Below are 23,479 nucleotides of genomic sequence, written 5' to 3'. Positions count from 1 at the left end.
GGCGGCGTCTCAGAGATAGCCCTCCTCTCACCAGCACGTTGAGCAGTGTCCGTGCACGCTTCGTGCTTGCAGAGGTAACTGCACAGCGTGAACCTGAGTCAGCGTGAGCCTTGGTCGAACTGTACGTTACGCGCGCAAATGGGCGGGAAGGCTTTCGCCGCAAGTCCACCGCGATGAAACAGCGGATTTGGTTGCGGTCAGTTCTCTTACGAGCGGCCTCTTAGTAAGCTTGGCACAGCCGCCGGCTTGAAGGTGCGCCCCGTTGATTATGGAAATGATATGAGTGCCTACGAGCTAATCAAAGATCTGGAGAAAAAACTTTCCCTTTATCAGGACAATTACCCTGAGAAATCATCACCTCCGCCTGATAAGATTCATGAACTGATGGCATCACTGATTTGCAGGTCGGAGCTCTATCCCTCCCACCTCACCAGGGACGTCGTTAAGTCGCTTATTGAAGACAGAGCACCTTGGCCTACCAGTGACGGACAGGAATATTATCTTTCGCAGTCAGTAAAAATTGAAGTTCTCGAAAGCGCCCGCTTGATCAGCTTTCCAAACGACAATCTTTGCGTACAAAGAACTGCGCAGGTCTCTGAAGATATGCCAGCGCAGCTGCGCAGCGAGTTGAATGCTCATCACTTCCTACATGAAATTCGCTATCGCGGTGGGGAACTCTCGTCACCACACCTGCGCCTGCCTAGAAATGTTATAGGTGATTCTGATCTAAGATTGCTTGGTGATCGACTTACACCGGAAGGTGATCACCTGCGATTAACCATTGAAAATCATGACATTTTTGGCGTGGGAACGTGCCTTTGGAAGATGCTGCGGGTCAGTTGCCAGGATCTCGATGCAGCCTTTTCCGAATACGTCGTAAGGATGTCTGTTGCGGCGGAGAGGCCTTATGTTTTTGAGATAGACTTTGATCACGCCATTGACCTTGATGAATTTCTTGGCTGCGCTTTCTTATACATCAAATCTGACCAGACGCTTCTTGAAGACTGGTCTGGCTACGCAGCCGATATGGCACTTAGCCACAATCACACCGAATCACTGACTCAGCGATTTCACAAGAGCGGCTCCAATGAGGCTGTCTATGCTGATGCGCTCTCACTGCAGCCTTTACAAGGTGTCATCAGCGACATGCTTCGAAAGCCGAAGGCAACGCTGCTTGAGCGTGTCGTATGGTTCAGAGAGAATGCGCGGGGCGGGTATGATGATCGCGACCGCATTACAGATCATCTTGTAGGACTAATCATAAGGCATGAGTATAATGTTCACTCGATACAAAACAGTTTCCCGCTTACCCGGGCACTGATCGAGTATTCGCACACGGCCCCAAAACTTGTAAATATTTTTTTCTCACATGTGTCTGACCCGAGCTATCTGTGCTTTTTGCTGTCCTTCAGGCCGACAAGCCACATCGGCCTGATCAGCTTGTATCGAAATATCGCAAAAACTGCGCGCAGAGTTTCAACCAAAGTTGATTACGAACAAATCTGGCAGGATCTCGTGTGGACGCAAGGGCTTGAGGTGTATTGCAATGGATTCGAAAGCGGCTTCGAATACACCCATGTGCCGAGCGCGCTTGAATCCATTTGCGAAATGGTCGAATGGTTTGTCGACTACGAGGTCACTCGAAGTTCGCGTACCCAATCCATAACGGACACGCGGCTACCCAACATAAAGGCCGCAGTTACAGCTTTAAGATACCTGACAAGTGATGGTTATAAACAGAATCTCTTTGAAGACCATCTGGCACTCATTGGAGAGCTCGTGCGTGGTTGGCTCCGAGATAAAGCTTCCTCCAAATCCGCCCCGCTGGGTAGTTGGCTAGTATTGTTCTGGACTATCGAAATAGCAGAAGAACGGAAAGGTCTCGGTAGTCACCTGCCTGGTCAACTGACCAAAATTCTCATCGACAGTTACCTGCAAGTGCTCCGGAGACGACGATCAGGTGAGGATAGCAGCGGCGATGATCCACTCGCGTTTGATGAGCTGAACTGGAATCAACTACTGTCGAACATGTCAAAGCCACAACGTAGGCGATGGTTGAATGCTTTGAGCGCGTGGGAAGACCGTAACGAGGAACTACCTGTTAAAGAATCGAGCAATCTGAACTCTGGTGTCAGGCTGCACCTCAGAGTGCTTTTAAAGATTTACAGTGACTCTGTGGACGAAGCTATCAGAGGCGAAATCACAGAAGAGCTCTGTTCGATCATAGAGCGTTTTGGATTCGCCCCCGATAAATATTCCGGGGCGTTAGACTATACGAATGATAATTCGAGCTACAGGCCACTGCATCTCTGGCCAGCCATCTGCGACATGGCAAACGACTTCTCTAACGAGGCTTATGGCGGCCTTCTGGATAAGCTTGTCAGTCAGGTAGCACCGTTAAGTGCGTTGCTAATTCTTCTTGATAGGATCATTCTTCAAGAGCGCAAGGACAGGGTCTCGGCACTGATAAATAGCAGGGACTTGAAAGCCGAGAAACAATATTGGGTTCCGGAAATTTTCGACTTATCCCTTAGAGCCGCGAATAACGGCCATATACCTGTTGCCAAATTTTTTCTAAATAGCATTAGAGACGGCGCTCACAAATCCCACAAAAATAACGCTATCGAACTACTCGCCAAAGTCGAATTGAAAGAAATTTTCGACGATAAGAGTCGTGCACTGGTGGAGAAACTTGAGCTTCTTCGAATCCATCTAATCAATGCCGATGAGCAGGAAGTAAATAAATCGGTTAACGAGTACAAAAGGTACCTTATAGCTACGATCAATATCTCCATTGACAGAAGCAAAGCGATCGATCAATTTGCTCAGCTGGTGAGAGCATCGCCTACGCTCCAAAACGCCACCGGCTTGGTTAGGAGTGCTGTCTCCGCCCCAACTCCAGCCGAAGCAGCCACGCTACTTAATGAGCACTCAGACGCCTGGATGGGGGTGTTTGAGGCACACATGCTTGAGGGACGCGTTGAATTTGCAGATGAAAACCTGCACAGCGTCCTTCAGGCGTGCCTGATGACATCACGTCATTCAGAATTTAGCCAGTTTTGGGGGATGGCGACTAATCGTCAGCGAGGCAGCTACCAGTTTGCGGATGTGCGGTCAGAGTACCTGAACAAATCTGGTCGCCTAGAAGAAGCAATGGACTATATTCGGGGCCTTCTTGCTAAACTTGGCGATAGTTCTGAGTCTGCACGCAGCGAATTGATCAGCCTTCAGTCTAGCTTGCTTAAGCCAGCCCCTCAGCACCAACTCCAGATCGCTCCGATGCCGGTGAGGGCGATTGAGTCAATGCACATGGACTTGAGATCCAGCTGGTTGCGAATTAGAGCTTTGGGTGCTAGTGACCAGAGCCAGATCCTCATAGAGCCGACTAATTCAATCGACGACTATTTGCTCGAAATCATTGAACAGATAGGCACCGAACTGCTCATGAGAAATGCCAACTTGCTGCGAAAGAAGCCCGCAGCCAAGTCTAAAAATGTCATTTCTCTAGACGTTGAAGACATGATCAATGACTGGATGGTGTCGTTGCTCAGGCAGAAAATGAAATTCATCGGCTGGACTGTTCATGACCAATCTCGTATGGGATGGTCGGCTTCCGGCCTTGGAGTGGGTGAGACAGATGGGTGGATTGAGGATAGTAAAGGTAACCTAATTTCGATCATTGAGGCCTTCCGTCTCGGCCAGAGCATTGAAAGGAAAGTAATCAAGGAACACTTGGATAAAACATTCGGCTACAATTCACCAGGTGTCAGTCCAGTGTTTGTTATTGTTTATACATCCAGTGATGACTTCTCAAGCCTCTGCACCGAGTACGTCTCATACGTACAAAACTTGCAATATAAAGGGTTTGATATCGGCACGCCCGCCAGTCTGAATATGAAGCATATGAGTACACCTAAAGCTCAAGCTCGCTACTACGAGGAGGCACGATATATAAATGGTAGCAGAATCACTATTTATCATCAGCTTCTGAATCTCAGAATGGCTCCCCAGTAACGCTGGGCATGTCAAAAGTCGGGCTCGCATCATCACTAATGCGAGCTCCTTTTCAATCCAATGCCATGCCCTTTCGTGCAGGCGTTTCTGCTGATGCTAGATTTTGGATTGACCGCCCATCACATGACGCTGCTTCGTATTTTTTGAAGCCCCCCCTCCGTGAATGCTCAATTTCTCACTGCCGAGCGAGTAGGCATGCTTAGCGAAAAACGTTCAGTGGCAATGGGCATGAAACATCACATCGTCATAGTAGTGACGGCGCAGGCGACTTGGAGCTGGCAGAGCGACTCGGTAAGCGCCTGGGACGCATCGAACGGGCGCGGTACATTCAGCCGACGATTCAGCGAAAGCTTGCAAAGAAGTGACGAGCGTTGGAGCGCATCATAGACGTAGATTTCTGGACGAAATGGGTCACCCTCATGGGTGCGATGATCGCTGCCGGCACTAATTTGTGGGGTTGAAGCTGCAGATCCAGGGGACGCGGAACAGCTTGCTGGATATGCCGAAGCCATTCAGGAGCAATGCTTGAGTGTCGTCAGCCGCTGCGACCACCCTCTCGTCTTGGCTGACTACGGCTTTATCGATGCCAAAGTCAAGATGAAATCCATCGTCGCGAAAGCCGATGTGGATCCCGCGTTCGCTCATACCCCGTACGACAGAGTTGGTCAGATTCAAATCTCAAACTATATGTCCGTCAGCAAAATGGCATAAAATGCCAATGCTCGATAGAACTTGTTTGCCTAAGGCTGGAGCTCATTATGGCGACGCGAAACGTTGTGCTCACCCCTCACCAGGAACAGGTTATCCATGACCTTGTTCAGTCTGGCCGCTATCAGAATGCCAGCGAAGTGCTGCGGGAAGGTTTGCGGCTATTGGAGAAGCGCGTCGCCGAAGACACTGCCAAAATTGAAGCCCTGCGTCAGGCGACCTCGATTGGCATCATGGATCTTGAACACGGGCGCTTTACTCAGGTGAACGAAGGGGATCTGGAGCACTACCTCGAGGGCTTCAGCCTGGAGGCAAAGATCCCGACGAAAGAGAAACACTGAGCATGTGGCAGTATCGGATTTCCGATGCGGCACGCACCGACATTATCGACATTCTCAGGCGCTCCCAGACGCAGTTCGGTGATCAAGCAAGGCAACGGTATCAAGCGCTGATCCTCGCGGCGCTGCAAGGGATTGCCTCCACGCCTTATCGCATTGGCAGCCACGAGCGCAATGAGCTTGCACCAGGCCTGCGCAGCTATCACCTCGTCTATTCGCGCCAGCAAGCTAAACATCCTCATGGGACGGTCAAAAGCCCACGCCACGTCGTATTTTATCGTGTAGCAAATGACGAGGTGATCGAGGTCGTCCGACTCCTTCATGACGCCATGGACGTGCAGTTGCACTTGCCTGATGACTGATCAGCGATCCAAGACACAGACATGACTGGCCAGGAACAACGAAGGTGAGACGCTCCCTCTAGCCCCCCCACTCTGCCAGCCAACTTATTTCAGGACAGGTGCTGAAAGATAGCCCGGGCAACTTCGAATAAGGATATCGACTCATCGAACCACCAAGGATTTGCCGGATTCGGATTGGTCATCCGGTATACGGGGGGTGCACTGAATGCCAGCCATGGCCACCGAGGTCCGCGTCAGAAATCGCAAATCGCGATCGCTTGCACACTCAGCGCAACTGGGGGCATGACTGGGGGCATAAATCGATTTTTTCAAGCTGAAAGTACTGTCCTAGAGCCATGTCAAAATGTTTTTTGGCGATCCCGACAGCCTCTGACCACCACCTGCAACCCCCTCACTCAACCAACGCCACCTTGCGCGCCACAGCCCATGGCGCCATCAGGCGTTGCGGGGTTTGGCACGTCTTGCGTTTGAACACGAAGTTGCGGCACTTCTCGGCGAACTGTTGGCGGTTGTGCACCATGTCCTGCTGCATGTGTGCCAGTTCGTGTTCGCGACAGCGTTCAACCTGATCCAGGTCCATCGTTGCCTTGCGCGCGCGCGCCAGCACGTAGTGCTCATCGTCGAGCGCGCGGGTGGCTTGTTGCATAAGCCATAGGCCAAACGCCTGTGGGCACCGTGGGCCGATGGCCTGAACCATGCCGTAGTGCTGGGCCTGGTGGGCACTGATCGGCAGGCATTCTTGCGTGAGCCGGTGCGCCACTTCGCTGCCGACGGCACGTGGCAGGCTGTAGGTCCAGTATTCGGAGCCATACAAGCCCATGGTTTTGTAATGCGGGTTGAGTACCACGCCCTCACGGGCAAAAACGATGTCGGCCGCCAACGCCAGCATGACGCCGCCGGCTCCGGCACTGCCGGTCAGGCCGCTGATCACCAGCTGCCGGGCCGTGAGCAGCTCCTTGCACACATCGTCGATGGCCTGGATGTTGGCCCAGGCTTCCAGCCCAGGCACCGCGGCGGCTTGGATCACATTGAGGTGCACGCCGTTGGAAAAGCTGCCACGCCCGCCCTTGATCAACAACACGTGGGTGTCCCGCGCCTTGGCCCAACGCAGTGCAGCCACCAGACGCTGGCATTGCTCGGTGCTCATGGCGCCGTTGTAGAACTCAAACGTCAGTTCACCGACAGGCCCTGACTCTCGGTAGCGAATCGGTTGATAGGCCTGTTCATTCCACGTGTGGCTGGCGAGGGTGCTGTCCAGCACGGGAATGCCTGCGAGTTTCTCGGCCAGCACGTGGCGGGCCGGCAACTTGAAGGTCTCCTCCCCAGGCTGGGCTTTGCGCTTGAGCGAGCCGATCCACAGGCTGTGATCACCGGCCGCCACCAGCACCGCGTCGTCCTGTACCGCAAGAATGTCTCCCGGAATGCCGTGGCGTGAGTCCAGGTGCGCGTCGTACACGTAATACTGCCCGCCCCTGATGCTCGCCAGCACACCGGGCTGGCCATCGGCGGCGTCAATGCTGCGTTTGATGAAGCGTGCGCAATCGAACCAACTGAAGCTGCGGTCGGCCTGGGTCATGTTTGGCTGCAATCGCCCGATGACATCGGGCTGCGTGTCATCAAGCGGCGTCGGGACGAAGCCCCGGGCGAATTTTGCCACCACGTCGCGGATGCAATCGATGGCTGCGTCACTCACCCGCCCGTTGTACAGCTCGGATTTGCGCACATCAGCCGGCATGTCGAATTCACGGGTCGACCAGATCGGCCCGGCGTCCATTTCCTCCACCGCCTGCAGGGCGGTCACGCCCCAGCGGTCGACCTGCCGGGTGATGGCCCAGTCCAGCGCGCTGGCGCCCCGGTCGCCGACGATTCCCGGATGGATGATCACGACCGGGCGTTCCGGGTTGCTCCACAGCTGCTGTGGCACACGGTCCTTCAGAAACGGGCAAATCACCACATCGGCGCCTGACGCCTCGACCTGCTCGCACACCGTGGCGGCATCGGTGAACAGCACCACGCTGGGCGCGTGACCTGCCTGGCGCAAGTCCAGCCAGGCGCGTTGGGTCAAACCGTTGAACGCCGACGATAACAACAGGATCTTCAATGACCGCATAGCTGACTCTTCCTTGAGATACGCGACCCGAGGCACTCATTGAGCCCTCCCTGGCCTTTGATGGAAGCATAAGGTTAGAGGCGCTGCCAGGCAGGGCACCTGATCAGGATCAATCTTGTGTCAGCCAATCGCGCATTCGTGCCAGCCGCAAAGCCACTGATTATTCGAGTGAACTCAAACCGGCAATCAGCGCCTCCAGCACCACGCGAACCCTGGGCTGGTCTTGCCGGCTTTTGACCCAGGCCAGGTTGACCTCAAACCCCGGCGTCGCCAGTTGCGGCAGTACCTCGACCAACGCGCCGTCCTGCAACGGTTGCTTGATCAGCCAGGATGGCAACTCGACGATACCGCAGCCCGCCAGTGCGGCCATCACCAGCCCTTCGCCATTGCCTACCACCAGTTGCGGCGTGAGTGGCCTGTGCAGTGTCGTGCCCTCCTCGCCGGTGTAGCGCCAAGGGCTGATGCGTCCATCCACCCAGCCATAGGCAATGCACTGGTGCTGCTCCAGGTCGCGGTCGGACAACGGCGTGCCATGGCGAGCCAGGTATGCCGGCGATGCACAAAACACATGCCACTCACGTGTCAGCCGCCGATGCTCCACCGTGTGCGGCCAGGCGTGACCGTCACCAATGCGCAGTGCAATGTCCACGCCCTCCTTGAACGGGTCGATATGGCCGTCAGAGAAGGAAATATGCGGCACCACCAACGGGTGCGCCTGCAGCCACGGCAGAAGAATCGGGAGCACCTGCACGCGCCCGTATGGGCCTGGCAAGTCGATGCGCACGCGCCCGCGAGGCTCGGTGTTTTCGGCTTGCAGCGACAGCTCGGCGTCTTCCAGATCGGCCAGCACCCCCGTACAGGTACGCAGAAACGCGGCACCGGCATCGGTCAACGCCAACGTGCGCGTCGTGCGTTGGAACAGTCGCGCGCCCAGTCGCTTTTCCAGCCTGGCGATGCCTTTACTCACGGCAGACGCCGTCAGGTTCATTTTCTCGGCGGCCGCCGTGAAGCTGCCGTACTGCGCGACGCAGACGAACACATCGATACCCTTCAAGCGCTCGGAGGAAAACATACGCGGCCCTTATTCATGAATTCAGTTCGTGGCTTTTGATAAAAAGCATCCTAAATCAGAATTCAGATCAACAGTAAGCTGCGTCGATCCGGACGAGCGACTTGCGACGCTTGCACCTTATAAATGGACGATGAGGCTCGAATGCTCGCCACGCTGAAAAAATATCCCGCCACCCTCAATCTGCTTCTCTGCGCTTCATTGGTGCTAACCCTCGCCCGGGCCATCACGCTGCCCTACCTGGTGATTTATGTATCCGGCCACTTTGGCTTGAGCATTGCCGAGGTCGGCCTGGTGATCGGCAGCACGCTGATCATCGGCTCACTGCTGAGCCTGTATGGCGGTTTCCTGGTCGATAGCCTCTCCAGTTACCGGCTCATCCTTACGGCCTGCGCCGTCTTCACGGCAGGTTTTCTCGGCGCCTTCATCGCGTCTGGTCTCGGGCTGTTTTATGCGTGCCTGGTGGCAATCAACCTGGCCTATGCCGTCATCGATATCGCGGTGAAAGCCGGGTTTGGCAGCCTGCTTCCCCTTGACCAGCGCAGTGAAGTGTTTTCGATCAAGTACACGCTGACCAATATTGGCTACGCCGTCGGGCCGTTCCTCGGTGCCGGCGTGGCCGCGCTGGACACCAGCCTGCCGTTCCTGCTGTCGGCGGGACTGGGAGCCGGCTATTTTTTTGTCTACTTCGTGTGGGGCGACACAGGCCTGGCAACAGCCGAGGCAAACCGGCAAACCACGCCATTTTTGGCCGTCGGCAAAGTGCTGCTGCGCGACTACCGCCTGGTGTGCTTTACCTTGGGCGGGGTGCTGAGCGCGGTGGTGTTCGGCCAGTTCACCGCTTACCTCTCGCAGTACCTGATAGTCACCAGCAACCCCCAGACGGCCTACCGCATTATCAGCAGCGTTGTCGCGACCAACGCCCTGATGGTTATCTGCCTGCAATACAGCCTCGGCAAACGGATCACCCACAAACACCTGAACCTGTGGCTCGCCGCTGGGCTTAGCCTGTTCATCGTCGGGCTGGGCGGTTTTGCGCTGTCGACCACGCTGACGGTGTGGGTGATCGCCATGGCCATCTTCACCGTGGGTGAAATCATCGTATTCCCGGCTGAATACATGTTTATCGACACCATCGCGCCGGACCCTCTGCGGGGCATGTATTACGCCGCGCAGAACCTCAGCAACATCGGCGCAGCGTTAGGCCCGGTGCTGTGTGGCGTGATGCTGGCGACGCAACCGGCCCACCACATGTTTTACATGCTGGCGCTCTTCATCATCGCCGGCGCAGTGCTCTACGGTTTAGGCGTGCGCCTGTCAGCTGAGGCAAAGCCTGAAGCGGTGACGTGAGCGCACATTGAGCGCCTGGGCAGACTATTTGATCGGCTGGGTCAAAAGCGGTCCTGGCTGTCTGCCTAGAATGAGTGCTCCTTTCCCAGGCAGACTTGAACATGAAACTGAGCAGCAACGCCTTCGCTGACAACACCGCCATCCCCGGCGAATACGCCTTCGCCATTCCCGAGCCGATCCACCACTATGCGCTGTCCAGCAACCGCAACCCGCACCTGGCGTGGACGGATGCGCCGGCGGGTACCCAATCCTTCGTCCTGGTGTGCCACGACCCGGATGTGCCCAGCGTCGGCGACGACGTCAACCAGGCCGGCAAACGCGTGGCGGCGGACTTGCCCCGCGTGGACTTTTATCGCTGGCTGCTGCTCGACATTCCTGCCGACACCCGCCAAATCAGCGCCGGCAGCCACAGTGACGGCGTCACGGCCAAGGGTAAAACCGGCCCGCAAGCCGCGGACGGCCTGCGCCATGGCTTGAATGACTACAGCGTGTGGTTCGCCGCCGACCCACAAATGGCCGGCGATTACTTTGGCTATGACGGCCCTTGCCCACCGTGGAATGATGAACGCCTGCACCACTACATTTTTACCCTGTACGCACTGGACGTTGCGCGTCTGGAGGTACAAGGTGCACTGAACGGCGCCGCTGTGCTGGCTGCGCTGCAAGGCCATGTCCTTGCCCAGGCCAGCCTGACCGGCACTTATACCCTGGCCCCCAAAGAGCTGCTGCGCGTTGACTGAACCGCTCACTGCATTGCCCGCCCAATGGCTGTTGCCATCGGGCGAACGGCTGCCATCCCAAGGCGTTTGCAGCGTCGCCCGCCCTCAGCTGACGCGCAGCCACCATGCGCGCGACTTTCGCTTTTTCGAAGCGACGCTGCTGCTGGTTACTGCCGGCACGCTGCTGATGGAGAATGCCCACGGTCGTTGGGCACTGGACGACAGCGCGAGCCTCATGGCCGTGGCCAAGAACACCCAGCTCAATGTCAGCAAGGCGCCGGCCACCGACGGCTCGCCTTATACCGCGCTATTGCTGACCTTCAGCCCGGCACTGATCACCGAATTCCATCAGCGCTATGGGCACGTGCTCGCCGCCACCCAGACCGTCGGCAGTTGCGCGCTGGCCGCGCTGGATGAACACCTGAACGACTCGCTGCAATTCTGCCTGCGCGGGATCGACTCGCCCCAGGTCGGCGGCGTGCAGCAAAGCCATCGCGCGTTGGGCTTGCTGCTCGCCCTGTACGAGCGCGGTATTGTCTACCCGCGCCCCGCGGCTGCCGGGCTGGCCGAACGGTTGACGCAACTGCTGACCAAAGCCCCCGAGCACGCCTGGACCGCCGCGCTCGCCGGCCGTGAATTGGCGGTGAGTGAGGCCACCTTGCGCCGCCGGCTGGCGGATGAGGGCGTCAACTTCAGCACCTTGCTGACCGACATCCGCATGCACCACGCGATGATGCTGTTGCAGACCACACACCTGGGCGTGTCGCAGATTGCCGACGCGTGCGGGTATCGGTCGCTGTCGAGGTTTTCGATGCGGTTCAAGCATCGGTTCGGGTTTTCGGTGCAGGCCATTCGGTAGCGACCAACACTCAGCCCACAGCTTCAACCCGCAACGCTTTCGCGCCTTCCCTAGCGCGACACGTTCAACGCCACCAGCAGCGCCAGCACCTTCGGCCGCTTGATAAACCGCCACAGCGAAGCATGCGCCACGTCCGGCTGTGTGTCCCTGGTGGCGGCCACGTGCAACCAGCCGACGCACACCAGGCTCAGTAACGGCATCGTCGGCCTGCGCAGCGCCCTGTTTGCAGGGTGCGGGATCGTGGCGCACTCCGACCCTGCCTGCGAATACGACGAAACCTGCATCAAACTGGCCGGCATGCGTTCGCTGACTGCGCGCCCGGTGCTTGAATCAAGACCTGTGCAGGCCTACCCTGCACACGGAAAACTCACCCTCCGAGTCAGGAAGACCTTACATGTGGGACGGCAGCGTTACTTTTGGCGATTCATGGGCCGGTTACATCGGTCGCGCGGATCAGAACTCTGCCCATTCCCATGTCGCCATCCAGCTGTGCATCGGCGTGCACCAACCGGTCACCCTGGAACTGCCCGGCCAGTTGATCCGCGCGGCCGGGGTGATCATCGGCCCCAACGTCGAACACCGCGCCGTGGCCGACAGTCATCCGGTGGCGTTTGTGTACGTCAATCCGGACACACCACTGGGCCGTGCACTCAACGCATTGCTGCAAGACAACGGCATCGCCCTGGCCAGTGACGAACTGCTGGAGTGCTTTCGCCGTACCACGTCCCTGCCCCAGTTTGTCGACGCGCTCGCGCGTTTGCTGGCGATTACGCCGCCCATCGACCAACGCCTCTATAAAGCCTTGAACATCCTGCGCCTGGACCGCGACGGTCCCGGTTCCGTCAGCCGCGCCGCCAATGCGGTCGGCCTGTCCAGCCCGCGCCTGCGGTGTGTGGCGACGCATCAGATGGGCGTTTCCCTGTCCCAGTGGATCATCTGGAACAAACTTGAGCGCGCCTCCAAATCCCTGGCCGGCGGCGCCAGCTTGTCGGACGCGGCCGCCGATGGCGGGTTCTCCGACCAGGCGCACCTGGCGCGCATGATGCGCCGCATGATCGGCATGACCCCGCGCACGGCGGCCAAGGTTTTGCGCAAGACAAGCGTTTCGTTCAAGACGCGGTGATATCAAAAGGCCAATATCCATCGCATCTTATTCGCGAAAACGTTAAGCGCTGACTGCCTTCCCCCAAAGCACGTCAGCGCCACCGAAAGTGAATACAAGAGTGTTCGCCAGGGGCACGTGTGCCTGGGATTCGGCGGAACGCACCGTTAATTCTTTCGATGAGTCCGCAGGAAGCGTCCTACATGTCAGAACAGCAAAAATTAACCGTCCTTCTCACAGGAGGCTCGGGCGTACTCGGCGAGTCACTGATCGACTGCCTGGCAGAGGACTTCAACCTGATCTGCCTGGCGCGCAAAAGCCGCATCCGCCACCCGCAGGTGCAAGTGCTCAGCGGTGATATCTGCCGCCCCCGGCTGGGGCTGGCCGCCGAGGATTATGAAGCACTGCTGCAGCGCGTCGACTGGGTCATTCACGCCGCAGCGATTACCCGCATGGATGGCGACATCGACCAGATCTTTTCGGTCAATTACCTGGGTACCGAGAACGTCGTGCGCTTTGTGCAGCAAGCCAAGGTGCCGCTCTACCACATCAGCACCGCTTTCACCCACCCGTGCGACTACTACGAAGGCGTGCAGGCCGAGACGCCGTACGAAGTCGCCAAGCGCCAGGCCGAGACGCTGGTGCGTTCTTCCGGCATCGACGTGTCGATTTTTCGCCCGTCAATCATCATCGGCAATTCCGACACCGGGCACATGCCCAACTTCCAGGGTTTTCACATGACCATGGGGCTGATGATGTCCGGCGTGCTGCCCATCGTGCCCTGCCCGCCTGCCGGCTACATCGACCTGATTGCCCGCGACGTGGCGGCGCAGGCGATTGCCAACGCCTTGCACCGGCGCTTGATCGGCGCGGACTACTTCCTCACCAGCGGCCCGCAGGCGTTGGACCTCACCGGCCTGCTGGACCTGATGTGCGAGTCCATGCAAGCCCAGGCGCAACCCTTCACACGGCCTCGCTGCATGGCGCCGGACATCTATGAGCGCCTGATCCGCCCGGTGTTTCTGCCAGCACTGACCGGCGCCGTCCAGGCCGCACTGGGCCGCGCCAACCAACTGTGCCGCTATGCCTGCCTGCGCACGCCGCTGCCCACTTCGTTGCCCGAGTTGCTCGGCGAGCCGGCCTTCAGTGCGCGCGACGTCAGCCGCGAATTGCTGCTGTCACTCAATCACCTGGCCCCCAAGCTCGGTGCCTTGACGCGGATGCTTAAACAGCCGGTCCCACCTGTTGCAGAGGCATCCGTTGCATGAACTCGCACCTGACAGAACTGGAACCCGCCGCCGACGCCGAACAGATTGACCAGTATTTTCGCCAGCATGTGAACTCGGGCTATGCACGCCTCGCGTCCTTGATGAACCTGCCGATCGAACACGCCAGCCGGGGCGTCTACATCTATGACAGCCAAGGGCGCCAGTACCTGGATGCCGGTGGCTATGGGGTGTTTTTCCTCGGCCACGGCCATCCGGTTGTCGTGGAGGCCGTAACCCGCCAACTGCAGCAAAACGCGCTGGCCAGCAAGCTGTTGCTCAACCCGCAACAAGCGTTGGCCGCGCAGGCGCTGGCAGCGCGCTGCCCGGGTAACCTGGACTATGTGTTCTTTTGCAACTCGGGCGCCGAAGCCACCGAAGCCGGCCTGAAACTCGCCCGGCTTAACGGCTGCCGTCGCACGCTGTCGACGCTCGGCGGTTTCCACGGCAAGACCCTCGGCGCACTGGCCGTCACCGGCCGCGAAAGCTACCGCGAACCGTTCAGTGGCCTGCTCAGTGAAAGCGCATTCGTGCCGTTCGGCGACAGCGCCGCACTGGAACAGCAACTGCTCGCCTCGCCGGAAAAAGCCTGCGTGATTCTCGAGCCGATCCAGGCCGAAGCCGGCGTGATCCTGCCGCCACCGGGTTACCTGACGCGGGTACGCGAGCTGTGTGACCAGTACGGCGCCGTGCTGATCATCGACGAAATCCAGTCCGGCCTGGGCCGCACCGGCCATTGGTGGGCGTGCGATCGGGAACAGGTGGTGCCCGACATCATGCTGGTCGGCAAAAGCCTGTCCGGCGGCTGCGTGCCGGTCAGCGCCATGGTCGCCAGCGCGGCCATTTATGCGCCGTTCAACCGCAACCCCACGGTGCACACCTCGACCTTTGGCGCCAACCCGCTGGCCATGGCGGCCGTGCAGGCCACGCTGCAGGTGATGGTGCAAGAGGACCTGGTGGCGCGGGCGCGGCTGATGGGCCAGGACCTGCACGCACGTTTCAGCGCGCTGTTGCAGCGCATGGGCCTGGCCGAGCACGTCACGTTGCGCAGTGCCGGCTTGCTGCTGGGCTTTGAGTTCAGCGACGCCTCGATCGCCGCGAACATGGTCATGGCCCTGATCGAGCAGCACATCATCGTGTGCCACTCGCTCAATGACCACCGCGTCGTGCGGCTTACACCGTCGCCGCTGCTCACCGCCCAGGACTGCAACTGGTTGATCGAGGGATTCGCCCAGGCGCTCACCACCTCTGTCTCACCCCTTTGATCTTTGGAGTTACCCCATGCAGGAAGTCAATGTCCAGGCACATATCCCCCATGCCTGCGCTGATGAAGTCTTCGCCGTGATCAGCGACTTCAGCCACTACGTCGAGCTGTGCGACTCGGTGCGCAATATCACCATCAACAAGGTCAGCGACGACGTGTCGTTCACCTCCTGGGAGGTCAACTTTCACAGCGGCATTCTCAAGTGGCAGGAGCGCGACACGTTCAACGCTCAGACCCGCCAGATCCACTTCGAGCAAATGGCCGGCGATGTCGATCACTTCTCGGGCACCTGGCAAGTCCTGCCCGATGGCAAGGACGCAATTATCACCTTCACCTCGCGCTTTGACCTGGGCCTGCCGATGCTCGCCGACATGCTCGACCCGGTCGCGCAGAAGGCCATTCGCGAAAACATCCACTCGATCATCACCGGCCTGTTCCCGGCGAGCTACCTGAAGGCCTGAGCCATGTCACTGTCATTGTTAAACCGCTCGCGCGCCTTGCTTGACCGCTACGCCCCGGAGTTTGACGCGCGCCTGGCCGCCCTCGCCCTCGCCGAACGCGAAGCCCCCGAGAGCAGCGTCATCGCCCTGTTCAAACAACACGGTCCGGTCGGGCTGCTGGTCAACCGCGCCGCCGGTGGGCTGAGTGCAGGCATCCTCGATGCCGTGCATGTGCAGATCGCCCTGGGCGCGCGGTCGCCCTCGCTGGCGGTGGCCAGCACCATGCACCAGTTTTCGGTGGCGAGTCTGTTGGCACTCACCCAAAACGGGGGCGGCGCCGAAGGTCTGTTGCTGGCGGCCGTTGCACAGAATCGTTTGTTGCTGTCCTCGGGGTTTGCCGAGGGCAACTCGGGCGCGGGCATCCTCGACTCGAACATGCAGGCCGTGCACACCCCCGAGGGTGTGTTGCTCAGTGGCAGCAAAAAACCCTGCTGCCTCGGCCGGTCGATGGACCTGCTCACCGCCAGCTATACCCGCCAGACCCCACAGGGCGAAGAGCTGATGGTGGCGTTGATTCCCGCCAACGCGCCAGGCATCAGCCGCGCGCCGTTCTGGCAGAACAACGCGCTGGCCGCTGCCGAAAGCATCGAGGTACGCCTCAATGACGTGCTGGTGCCCGAACGCATGCTGTTTTCCGCCGGCTACAAGCACCTGTTGGGCGACGTGCAAACCGTCGGTTTTATCTGGTTCGAACTGTTGATCTGCGCGTCCTACGTGGGTGCCTGCGCCGGCCTGATCGAGACGGTGACCGACGCAGGCCGCTGGACCGCGCATCACCGCGTGGACCTGGCGGCCAACCTGCAATTGGCAATCAGCGCGCTGGAAGGCGCGGCGCTGGATATCGAGCGCAATCCCCAGGACCTGCCGAACGTGCTGGCCCGTCTGCTGCTGGTGCGTTATGGCATCGAGCAGCTGCTGACCGAGCTGTCGGACCAGGCCCACGCGATGCTCGGCGGCATGGCATTTATCACCAGCAACCAGAGTTCGAACGGGTTGATGGCCTGCCGCGGCCTGCAATTTCACCCGCCGGCGAAGATCTCGATGGCGAGCAACCTCGACACCTATTTGTCCCACTCAACCTTCAGCATCGCCGGAGCGCACCCATGAACCTGCTCGGAAAAATCATCGTCATCAGCGGCTGCGCGCGTGGCCTGGGCCATGCCGCCGCCCGCAAACTCAAGCAACAAGGCGCCACGGTGATTGGCCTGGACATTCTGGCGCCGCAGGAACCGGAACTGCTGGACGGGTTTTATCAGGTCGACCTGTGCGACCGCAGCGCGCTGGCGTCGGTGATCGGCGCTATCTCAACCGATTTCGGCGACATCGACATCCTGGTCAATAATGCCGGCACGCTGACCCTGGAACGCGGTGAAACCGGCGTCACCGACGAAGTCATCCGCGCAGTGGATGTAAACCTGTTTGCACCATGGCAATTGGTGGCCGGGTTCTTGCCGGGGCTGCTGCGCAAACGCGGCAAAGTGGTCAACGTATCCTCCCTCTTCGCCCTGGTGAATGCGCCTTATGTGGCCGCGTACGCCGCCAGCAAACGCGCGCTGAGCGCCTATTCGGACGTGCTGCGCATGCAGTATCGCGGGCAGCTGGACGTGGTCACGGTGTACCCGGGGTTCATCGATACGGCGATCCACTTGCCGGCCCAGCGGGTGGGGCTGTCGGTCAAGCGCCTGGTGACCTTCAAGCGCGGTGACAAGACGCTGCTGTCTCTGGAAGAAAAACTCGATGCAGCCTCTGACGGCCTGGTGCGCGCCTGCCGCACACACGGCTTGCGCAATCGCGGGCTGACCTTCATGGGCACGCTGGCCATGTACACCGCGCGCATCGCGCCAAGTGTGGTCGACGCCTTTATCGCCTTGCGCCTGCGCACGCTCACACGTGGCGGGCACCTGGCGCTCAAACCTGAACTGATCGAGTAACGCCTCGCCAATGGCCAGACAACTGCACCCCAAGCCCCAGGTCCGTCTCGACCGCGCCTTGTTCAAGGCGCGCACGGGCGAGTCGCTGCTGATCATCGCTTACGCCGTGTGCCTGTACCTGCTGCCCCTTGCCCTGTTTGTGTGGGTGGCTAACACGGCGCCCACCGTGTGGGTGCTGCTGTGTTCGCCCTTGCTGGTCGTGGCCGGGTACGGATTGTTTCTGCAAGCGATCCTTGGGCATGAAGGCTTCCACTTCAACCTGAGCGGTAACCCGATGCACAGCTGCTACCTGGGCATTCTTACCAGTTCGCTGCTGCCGGGGTTCTGCGTGACCGGTTACTTCGTCGACCATTGGCAACATCATCGCTACAGCAACAGCGCCAAAGACCCGGACTACCGGCACTTCTCGCGCTATCGCACGCTGGCAAGCCGCATCGCGCTGTCGCGTTTGCTCGCAACCTCGAACTACCTGCAAGCCACCGTGCGCCTGGCGTTCGGCCCACTGAGCAGCCCTTCGCCGCTGCCCTTGAGCGCGGCGCAGGTGCAACGGCTGGCGCGCTGCAACATCGCCTGCCAGGTGGGCTGGTTGTGCGTGTACGCCGTGGCGCTGTGGCAGATCGATGGGTTGCTGCTGGGGTTTTGCGCGAGCCTTGCGGTGGCGTTCCTGGTCTCGGCCTTCAATGCCTATCAGGAACATGCGTTCAGCGAAGGCGATGAAGCACCGCCAGCGCGCTCGCGCACCTCGCGGCTGTGCACCTGGCTGCACGCCGGCGCGAACTTTCACCTGGAGCATCACTTTTATCCCGCGGTGCCGTGCTGGCGCCTGCCAAAAGTGCACCGCCAACTGCTGGACGCGGGCTGGTACACAGACCGGCAGTACTTACTGGAAAAGCACTTCGTCGCGTCCTTCAAGTACGCCACCCGCCGCCATCCCTACCGTGGAGACACGGTAAACGACTGAACACTCACCCAAACATTCCGAATGGATTTCCCGCCTGAAGACTCAGGCTGCAGGAGCATGTATGCCTTTTGATATCGACAGCCACATCGAAACCGAACGCAAGCAGTTATTCAGCCACCCGCTGTTCGCCACTATCCGCACGGTTGAAGACGTGCGCACGCTGATGGAATTCCACGTGTTCGCCGTGTGGGATTTCATGACCTTGCTCAAGCGCATCCAGCGCGATCTGACCTGCGTCGAGTTGCCGTGGGTGCCGCCGGTGCACATCACCGCCGCGCGCTTGATCAATGAAATCGTGGTGGGCGAAGAAACCGACGAACACCCGGACGGCGGCTTTATCAGCCACCTGGACCTGTACCTCACGGCAATGGATGAAATCGGCGCCGACAGTTCGGTGTTCCGGCGCTTCCTCGCTGCCATCCAGGCCAAGGTGCCGCTGGCCAAGGCCCTCAACGACCGCGACATTCCACTGGCCGCCAAAGTGTTCATGTGCCAGACCCTCGATGTGGCGCAGCACGGCTCGACCGAAGCGGTGCTGGCGTACTTCTTCTTTGGCCGTGAAGACATCATCCCCGACATGTTCGGCCGGCTGCTGTCGCAATGGTCGGTGCGTGAAACCGATGTGCCGATGCTCACGTATTACCTCAAGCGCCACATCGAAATGGACGGCGACGATCACGGCCCGGCGGCCAAGCGCATCATCGCCGAAATCGTCACCACGCCCGCGCAACACCAACACATGATCGAAAGCGCCAAGACCGCGATCAACTCGCGCATCGACCTGTGGGATGGCGTGCATCACTTCCTCCAGGAAAAAGCGCAACACGCCGCTGACCGCCCTGTGCGTCAGGTTGAACACAGCGTCTGAGCCTCGCATGAACACAGGGAGTAGGACATGACCAAAGGCAAGCTTATAAAAATGACACTGTGCGTCGCCGTGGTGGGTGGGTTGCTGCTGCTCGGCTGGCAGCGCTGGCAGTATTCCAGCGCCTACGTGAGCACCGACAACGCCGAACTCGACGGCGTGATCATCCCGGTGCGGGCCAAGCTCTCGGGTGTGGTGATGAGCGTGCCGGTGATGGATAACGTCACCGTGGAAAGCGGCGACCTGCTGTTTCAGATACGCGACAGCGAATATCAATACCAGGTGCAGCAGCGCGAAGCACAGTGGCAAGCCTTGCTCGCCGCCGCCGGACGCAGCGGCAGCCCGGGTGCGCTGGACAGTCAGATTCTCGGCGCAGTCGCCATGCGCCAGGCCGCACAAGCGGCGCTGGCGCAGTCCAGTGCCAACCTGGAGCAGGCGCGCAACGACTACCAACGTGCCCGGCGCCTGGGCGCCCAGGGTGTGCTCAGCACTCAGGACCTGGAGCTGGCCAAGGCGCGTTTCGACGCGTTGAGCCATGCCCAGGAAGCGGCCCGCAGCAATGCCCAGGCCGCCGCGCAAAGCACGCTGGCCAACAAGGCCGAACTCAAGGTGCAGGACTATCGGATCGCGGCGGCGCAAGCCGAACTCGAGCAAGCCCGCATCAAATTGCATGACGCCCGCCAGACTGCGCCGGTGCGCAGTATTGTCTCGAAAAAAGAGGTTGAACCCGGCCAGTTCGTGGTCGCCGGCCAGAAGCTCTTGAGCCTGATTGCCACCGACCCGCTGTGGATCACTGCCAACTTCAAGGAAACCCAGGTTGGCCGCGTGCGCGTCGGCCAACACGCCAAGGTCACGGTGGATGCGTTTCCCGGACACGCCTTCGACGGCGTAGTCGAAAGCCTGGCACCGGCGACCGGGGCGAAGTTCTCGCTGCTGCCCCAGGAAAACGCCACGGGCAACTTCACCAAGGTGGTGCAGCGCGTCCAGGTGCGGATCGCGCTCAAAGACGTGCCGGATGACTACAAGGCCGTGTTGAGCCCCGGCATGAGCGCCTTCGTCGAAGTCGCCACGCCACACAACGCCAGCCAAACGCTATGAGGTCGCCGTACCTGATTGCGTTCACCGTGACGCTGGTGTCGATGATGGAGTTGCTGGACGTCACCATCGTCAACGTGGCGATTCCCAGCCTGATGGGCACCTATGGGGCGTCGGTCGATGAAATCTCGTGGGTCTCCACCGGCTACGTGGTGGCCAACGTGGTGATTCTGCCGGTCAGCGGCTGGCTGTCTGCCTGGTTCGGGCGGCGCCGGTATTACCTGGTCTCCACGGCCGTGTTTGTGCTGGCGTCGGTAGGCTGCGCGTTCTCCGCTGAGCTGTGGCAACTGGTGGCATTTCGGGTGCTGCAGGGGTTGGCGGGCGGCGGCTTGCTGGGGATTTCCCAGGCGATCATCTACGACGTGTTCCCCAAGGAAAAGGTCAGCAGCGGCATGGCGCTGTACGGCGTTGGCGTAATGATGGGGCCGACCCTTGGGCCGACAGTCGGTGGCTATCTGATCGACACCTTGTCATGGCACTGGATCTTCCTGATCAACGTGCCCATCGGCGCCGTGGCCCTGTTGCTGTGCTGGCTGTGCATCGGCGATTCGGCCAACGAGCAAAAACCCAGCAGTGTTGACTACAGCGGTTTCTGCCTGTTGGCGCTGGGGGTCGGCAGTTTGCAGATCCTGCTCGAGCGCGGCGAGCATTGGGACTGGCTGGAGTCCAACTGGACCGTGGCCTGCCTGTTGCTCAGCAGCTTTAGCCTGGTGGGTTTTTTCTGGTGGGAACGGCGCGCGGCCAACCCGATCGTCAACGTCGCGCTGTTTCAGAACCGCGAGTTCCTGATGGGCTGCATCTGCGCATTTTGCGTGGGCTTCGGGCTGTACAGCACCTTGTTCATGGTGCCGCTGTTTTTGCAGACGTTGCTGGCGCAAAGCGCGTACCAGAGCGGGCTGGTGATTTTCCCCGGGGCGGTGGCCAGCGCCATCAGTACCTTGGTGATCGGCAAGCTGTCCCAGGAAAACAAGATCGACGAACGCGTGTTCGTGACCTTGGGCATCGTCATGTACTGCTACGCGATGTTCCTGCACACCCAGTTCACCCTCGACAGCAACCCGGACACGCTGTACTGGCCGCTGGTGATCCGCGGGCTGGGCCTGGGCATGATCTTCGTGCCGCTGACCAACCTGGCCATGCGCCGCCTGCCGTTGACGTTGATCTCCGGCGCCTCGGGCGTATTGAACCTGATGCGCCAACTGGGCGGCAGCGTCGGCATCGCCATCGCTGCAACGCTGCTCACACGGTTTTCGTGGGAGCGCTATCGCTTGCTCTCCGAGCACGTGACCGAGTCCAGCCTGATCGCCAATGGCTGGGGCGGCGTGGAATCCAACCCGCTGTTCCTCTCGCTCAGCCTTGCCAGCCATCAACAAGCCCTGGCCTTGATGCCCTACCTGCAAGCGCGTGAACAAGCGCAAATGCTGGCCTTCAGCATGCTGTTCGGCACCTTGGGCGCCGTTATGGCCATCGGCATTCCCATGGTGCTGATGATGCGCAGAAGCACCCTCAGCCGATAATTTTTTTGTGGAGCACCTACCCTTGCGTATTCCAGGGCTGCATCTAAAACACCTCACCCTGCTCACCTGCCTGGGCGGGCTTGCCCTCGCCTGCTGCCCGACCTGCGCGTCGGCAGAGGACTTGTACCAGCTGTATCAAAAAGCGCTGAGCCACGACATGAAGTTCGCCGCCGCCCAGGCCCAGCAACTGGCCACGGCGGAAAAAGAACCGCAAAGCCGCGCCAACCTGCTGCCGGACCTGTCCGTCACGGGCGGCGCCGCCTGGGTCGATGCCGAGGATTCCAACGATTACCACCGTAACCGCAACAACACCAATGCTTACGCGGTGGTGCTCACTCAGCCGCTGCTGCGCTGGCAGAACGTGATCGCCCACGACCAAAGCAAATTGCTGATCAGCGCCAGCGAAGTGCAGACCGAACAAGCGCGCCAGGACCTGATGCTGCGCGTGGCCCGCGCCTATTTTGAGGTGTTGCTCAACCAGGAGCTGTTGAACACCCGCACACAACAACTGCAAACCTTGCAGGAGAGCCAGGACCGCACACGGCGTTTACTGGCCGACGGCGCCGCTACCGCCAATGCGCTCGAACAGGTGCAGGCCAAGTACGACCAGGCCTTCGCCGAGCAGATTGCCGCACGCGGCGCGCTGGACATCGCCACCGAAACGCTGACCCAATTGACCGCCGCTCAGGCGCGGCCGTGGTCGGGCAAGGAGCCGCAATTCAGCGCCCCGGTGCCTGCGGCCATCGGCGAATGGGCAAGCACCGCGCAACAAGGCAACCTGGCCGTGCAGCGCGCGCAAATCACCCAGCGCCTGGCCGAAATGGACATCGACAAGGAACAGGCCGGCCACTTGCCGACCCTCGACCTGATCGCCGCCCACGGCCGCTTTGCCTCGGTGGGCGGCGATGTGTACTACGTCACGCTGCCGGAAAACCGCTATAACCAGACCGTGGTCGGGGTCAAGTTGAGCGTGCCGCTTTACGGCGGTGGCCGCACCAGCAGCCGCGTGCGCGAAGCCCATGCGCTGCAAAGCAAGGCCCTGGATGAGGTTGAAGACGCGCGCCGCAACGCCGGGTTGATGGCGCGCCAGGCGTACCTGCAAGTCACCAGCGGCATGAGCCAATACCAGGCGCTCAAGCAGGCGCTCAAGTCCAGCCAGGTTAACCTGGCGTCGGTCACGCACGGCTTTGAAGCCGGCTCACGCATCAACACCGACGTGCTGGATGCGCAGCAGAAAGTCACCGACACCCAGCAGCGTTTGGCCCAGCAGCGCTACAGCATCTTGCTGGCCCAATTGAACCTGCTGGCCTCCACCGGCAACCTGAGCGAGGTGCGTTTGCGCGAAGTCAGCCGCCTGCTGGACTGAAAAACCGCGCGGGCGTTCCTTGCAGCCCGCGCAACAGTCTTTTGTCATCACTCCTATTGATAGCTTCCTAACGAAACCCGCATC

The 23,479-nt window shown here is 59.8% G+C and carries 21 protein-coding genes and 1 pseudogene; 19 read left to right on the top strand and 3 right to left on the bottom strand.

Annotated elements, in window-relative coordinates:
- Nucleotides 1-279 precede the first annotated feature (279 nt).
- From C4J83_RS14490 to C4J83_RS14475, 4 genes are all read left to right on the top strand, one after another.
- Entirely contained in the window at nt 280-4,014 is a 3,735-nt protein-coding gene (locus C4J83_RS14490) for a hypothetical protein (protein WP_124417409.1), read from the top strand.
- Between the two features lie 525 nt (nt 4,015-4,539).
- Nucleotides 4,540-4,725 carry a hypothetical protein gene (locus tag C4J83_RS14485; RefSeq protein WP_124417408.1) on the top strand — a complete coding sequence of 62 codons (186 nt, stop codon included), beginning with the start codon at nt 4,540-4,542 and terminating at the stop codon, nt 4,723-4,725.
- Nucleotides 4,726-4,772: 47 nt separating this feature from the next.
- A complete protein-coding gene (locus C4J83_RS14480) occupies nt 4,773-5,063 on the top strand; it encodes a type II toxin-antitoxin system ParD family antitoxin (protein WP_124417407.1) in 291 nt (96 codons plus the stop codon).
- Between the two features lie 2 nt (nt 5,064-5,065).
- Nucleotides 5,066-5,422 carry a type II toxin-antitoxin system RelE/ParE family toxin gene (locus C4J83_RS14475; RefSeq protein WP_124417406.1) on the top strand — a complete coding sequence of 119 codons (357 nt, stop codon included), beginning with the start codon at nt 5,066-5,068 and terminating at the stop codon, nt 5,420-5,422.
- A 391-nt stretch (nt 5,423-5,813) separates the two neighbouring features.
- Here C4J83_RS14475 and C4J83_RS14470 read toward each other — a convergent pair whose 3' ends face one another.
- Entirely contained in the window at nt 5,814-7,532 is a 1,719-nt protein-coding gene (locus C4J83_RS14470; protein WP_124417405.1) for a hydrogenase maturation protein, read from the bottom strand.
- A gap of 160 nt (nt 7,533-7,692) precedes the next feature.
- On the bottom strand, nt 7,693-8,604 hold the full coding sequence (locus C4J83_RS14465; RefSeq protein ID WP_124417404.1) for a LysR family transcriptional regulator: 912 nt from the start codon (nt 8,602-8,604) through the stop codon (nt 7,693-7,695).
- Nucleotides 8,605-8,745: 141 nt separating this feature from the next.
- Between C4J83_RS14465 and C4J83_RS14460 the strand changes: the two genes are divergently transcribed.
- The 3 genes from C4J83_RS14460 to C4J83_RS14450 all read left to right on the top strand — a co-directional run bounded on the left by C4J83_RS14460 (nt 8,746) and on the right by C4J83_RS14450 (nt 11,529).
- Nucleotides 8,746-9,951 (top strand): MFS transporter, encoded by a 1,206-nt coding sequence (locus C4J83_RS14460; protein WP_119740632.1) that lies wholly within the window; start codon nt 8,746-8,748, stop codon nt 9,949-9,951.
- A gap of 101 nt (nt 9,952-10,052) precedes the next feature.
- Nucleotides 10,053-10,691: a YbhB/YbcL family Raf kinase inhibitor-like protein gene (locus tag C4J83_RS14455; protein WP_124417403.1), complete on the top strand. Its 639-nt coding sequence runs from the start codon at nt 10,053-10,055 to the stop codon at nt 10,689-10,691.
- Entirely contained in the window at nt 10,684-11,529 is an 846-nt protein-coding gene (locus C4J83_RS14450) for a helix-turn-helix transcriptional regulator (protein WP_124417402.1), read from the top strand. The genes C4J83_RS14455 and C4J83_RS14450 overlap by 8 nt, the downstream gene beginning before the upstream one ends.
- 50 nt (nt 11,530-11,579) lie before the next feature.
- Here the strand turns inward: C4J83_RS14450 and C4J83_RS30505 are convergent, their stop codons facing one another.
- Nucleotides 11,580-11,729, bottom strand: a complete 150-nt coding sequence (locus C4J83_RS30505) for a hypothetical protein (protein WP_177416153.1) — start codon at nt 11,727-11,729, stop codon at nt 11,580-11,582.
- On the opposite strand from C4J83_RS30505, the pseudogene C4J83_RS31280 reads away from it, so the two are divergent.
- The 12 genes and pseudogenes from C4J83_RS31280 to C4J83_RS14390 form a co-directional block, all read left to right on the top strand.
- Nucleotides 11,680-11,787, top strand: a pseudogene (locus C4J83_RS31280) (hypothetical protein); the annotation flags it as partial. The gene C4J83_RS30505 and the pseudogene C4J83_RS31280 sit on opposite strands and share 50 nt — an antisense overlap.
- 136 nt (nt 11,788-11,923) lie before the next feature.
- A complete protein-coding gene (locus tag C4J83_RS14440; protein WP_106578085.1) occupies nt 11,924-12,652 on the top strand; it encodes a helix-turn-helix domain-containing protein in 729 nt (242 codons plus the stop codon).
- A 182-nt stretch (nt 12,653-12,834) separates the two neighbouring features.
- Nucleotides 12,835-13,899, top strand: coding sequence for an SDR family oxidoreductase (locus C4J83_RS14435; protein WP_119740640.1), 1,065 nt, complete (start codon nt 12,835-12,837; stop codon nt 13,897-13,899).
- The gene (locus C4J83_RS14430; RefSeq protein ID WP_124417401.1) at nt 13,896-15,161 is read left to right on the top strand and encodes an aspartate aminotransferase family protein; all 1,266 of its coding nucleotides are present in this window, start codon (nt 13,896-13,898) and stop codon (nt 15,159-15,161) included. The genes C4J83_RS14435 and C4J83_RS14430 overlap by 4 nt, the downstream gene beginning before the upstream one ends.
- A gap of 16 nt (nt 15,162-15,177) precedes the next feature.
- Nucleotides 15,178-15,621: a type II toxin-antitoxin system RatA family toxin gene (locus C4J83_RS14425; RefSeq protein WP_124417400.1), complete on the top strand. Its 444-nt coding sequence runs from the start codon at nt 15,178-15,180 to the stop codon at nt 15,619-15,621.
- 3 nt (nt 15,622-15,624) lie between these two features.
- Nucleotides 15,625-16,767 (top strand): acyl-CoA dehydrogenase family protein, encoded by a 1,143-nt coding sequence (locus tag C4J83_RS14420; protein ID WP_124417399.1) that lies wholly within the window; start codon nt 15,625-15,627, stop codon nt 16,765-16,767.
- A complete protein-coding gene (locus tag C4J83_RS14415; protein WP_106578080.1) occupies nt 16,764-17,591 on the top strand; it encodes an SDR family NAD(P)-dependent oxidoreductase in 828 nt (275 codons plus the stop codon). The genes C4J83_RS14420 and C4J83_RS14415 overlap by 4 nt, the downstream gene beginning before the upstream one ends.
- A gap of 10 nt (nt 17,592-17,601) precedes the next feature.
- A complete protein-coding gene (locus C4J83_RS14410; RefSeq protein ID WP_124417398.1) occupies nt 17,602-18,552 on the top strand; it encodes a fatty acid desaturase family protein in 951 nt (316 codons plus the stop codon).
- Between the two features lie 61 nt (nt 18,553-18,613).
- Complete coding sequence (locus C4J83_RS14405; protein ID WP_124417397.1) at nt 18,614-19,420, top strand: DUF3050 domain-containing protein; 807 nt, start codon at nt 18,614-18,616, stop codon at nt 19,418-19,420.
- A 27-nt stretch (nt 19,421-19,447) separates the two neighbouring features.
- Complete coding sequence (locus C4J83_RS14400; RefSeq protein ID WP_106578077.1) at nt 19,448-20,515, top strand: HlyD family secretion protein; 1,068 nt, start codon at nt 19,448-19,450, stop codon at nt 20,513-20,515.
- Nucleotides 20,512-22,029: a DHA2 family efflux MFS transporter permease subunit gene (locus tag C4J83_RS14395; RefSeq protein ID WP_119740653.1), complete on the top strand. Its 1,518-nt coding sequence runs from the start codon at nt 20,512-20,514 to the stop codon at nt 22,027-22,029. The genes C4J83_RS14400 and C4J83_RS14395 overlap by 4 nt, the downstream gene beginning before the upstream one ends.
- A gap of 22 nt (nt 22,030-22,051) precedes the next feature.
- On the top strand, nt 22,052-23,395 hold the full coding sequence (locus C4J83_RS14390) for a TolC family outer membrane protein (RefSeq protein WP_124417396.1): 1,344 nt from the start codon (nt 22,052-22,054) through the stop codon (nt 23,393-23,395).
- Nucleotides 23,396-23,479 lie beyond the last annotated feature (84 nt).

It is taken from the genome of Pseudomonas sp. LBUM920 (assembly GCF_003852315.1).
Lineage (GTDB): Bacteria > Pseudomonadota > Gammaproteobacteria > Pseudomonadales > Pseudomonadaceae > Aquipseudomonas.
Note: the sequence above shows the minus strand (reverse complement) of the source record. Positions and strands in the feature narration are given on the sequence as shown.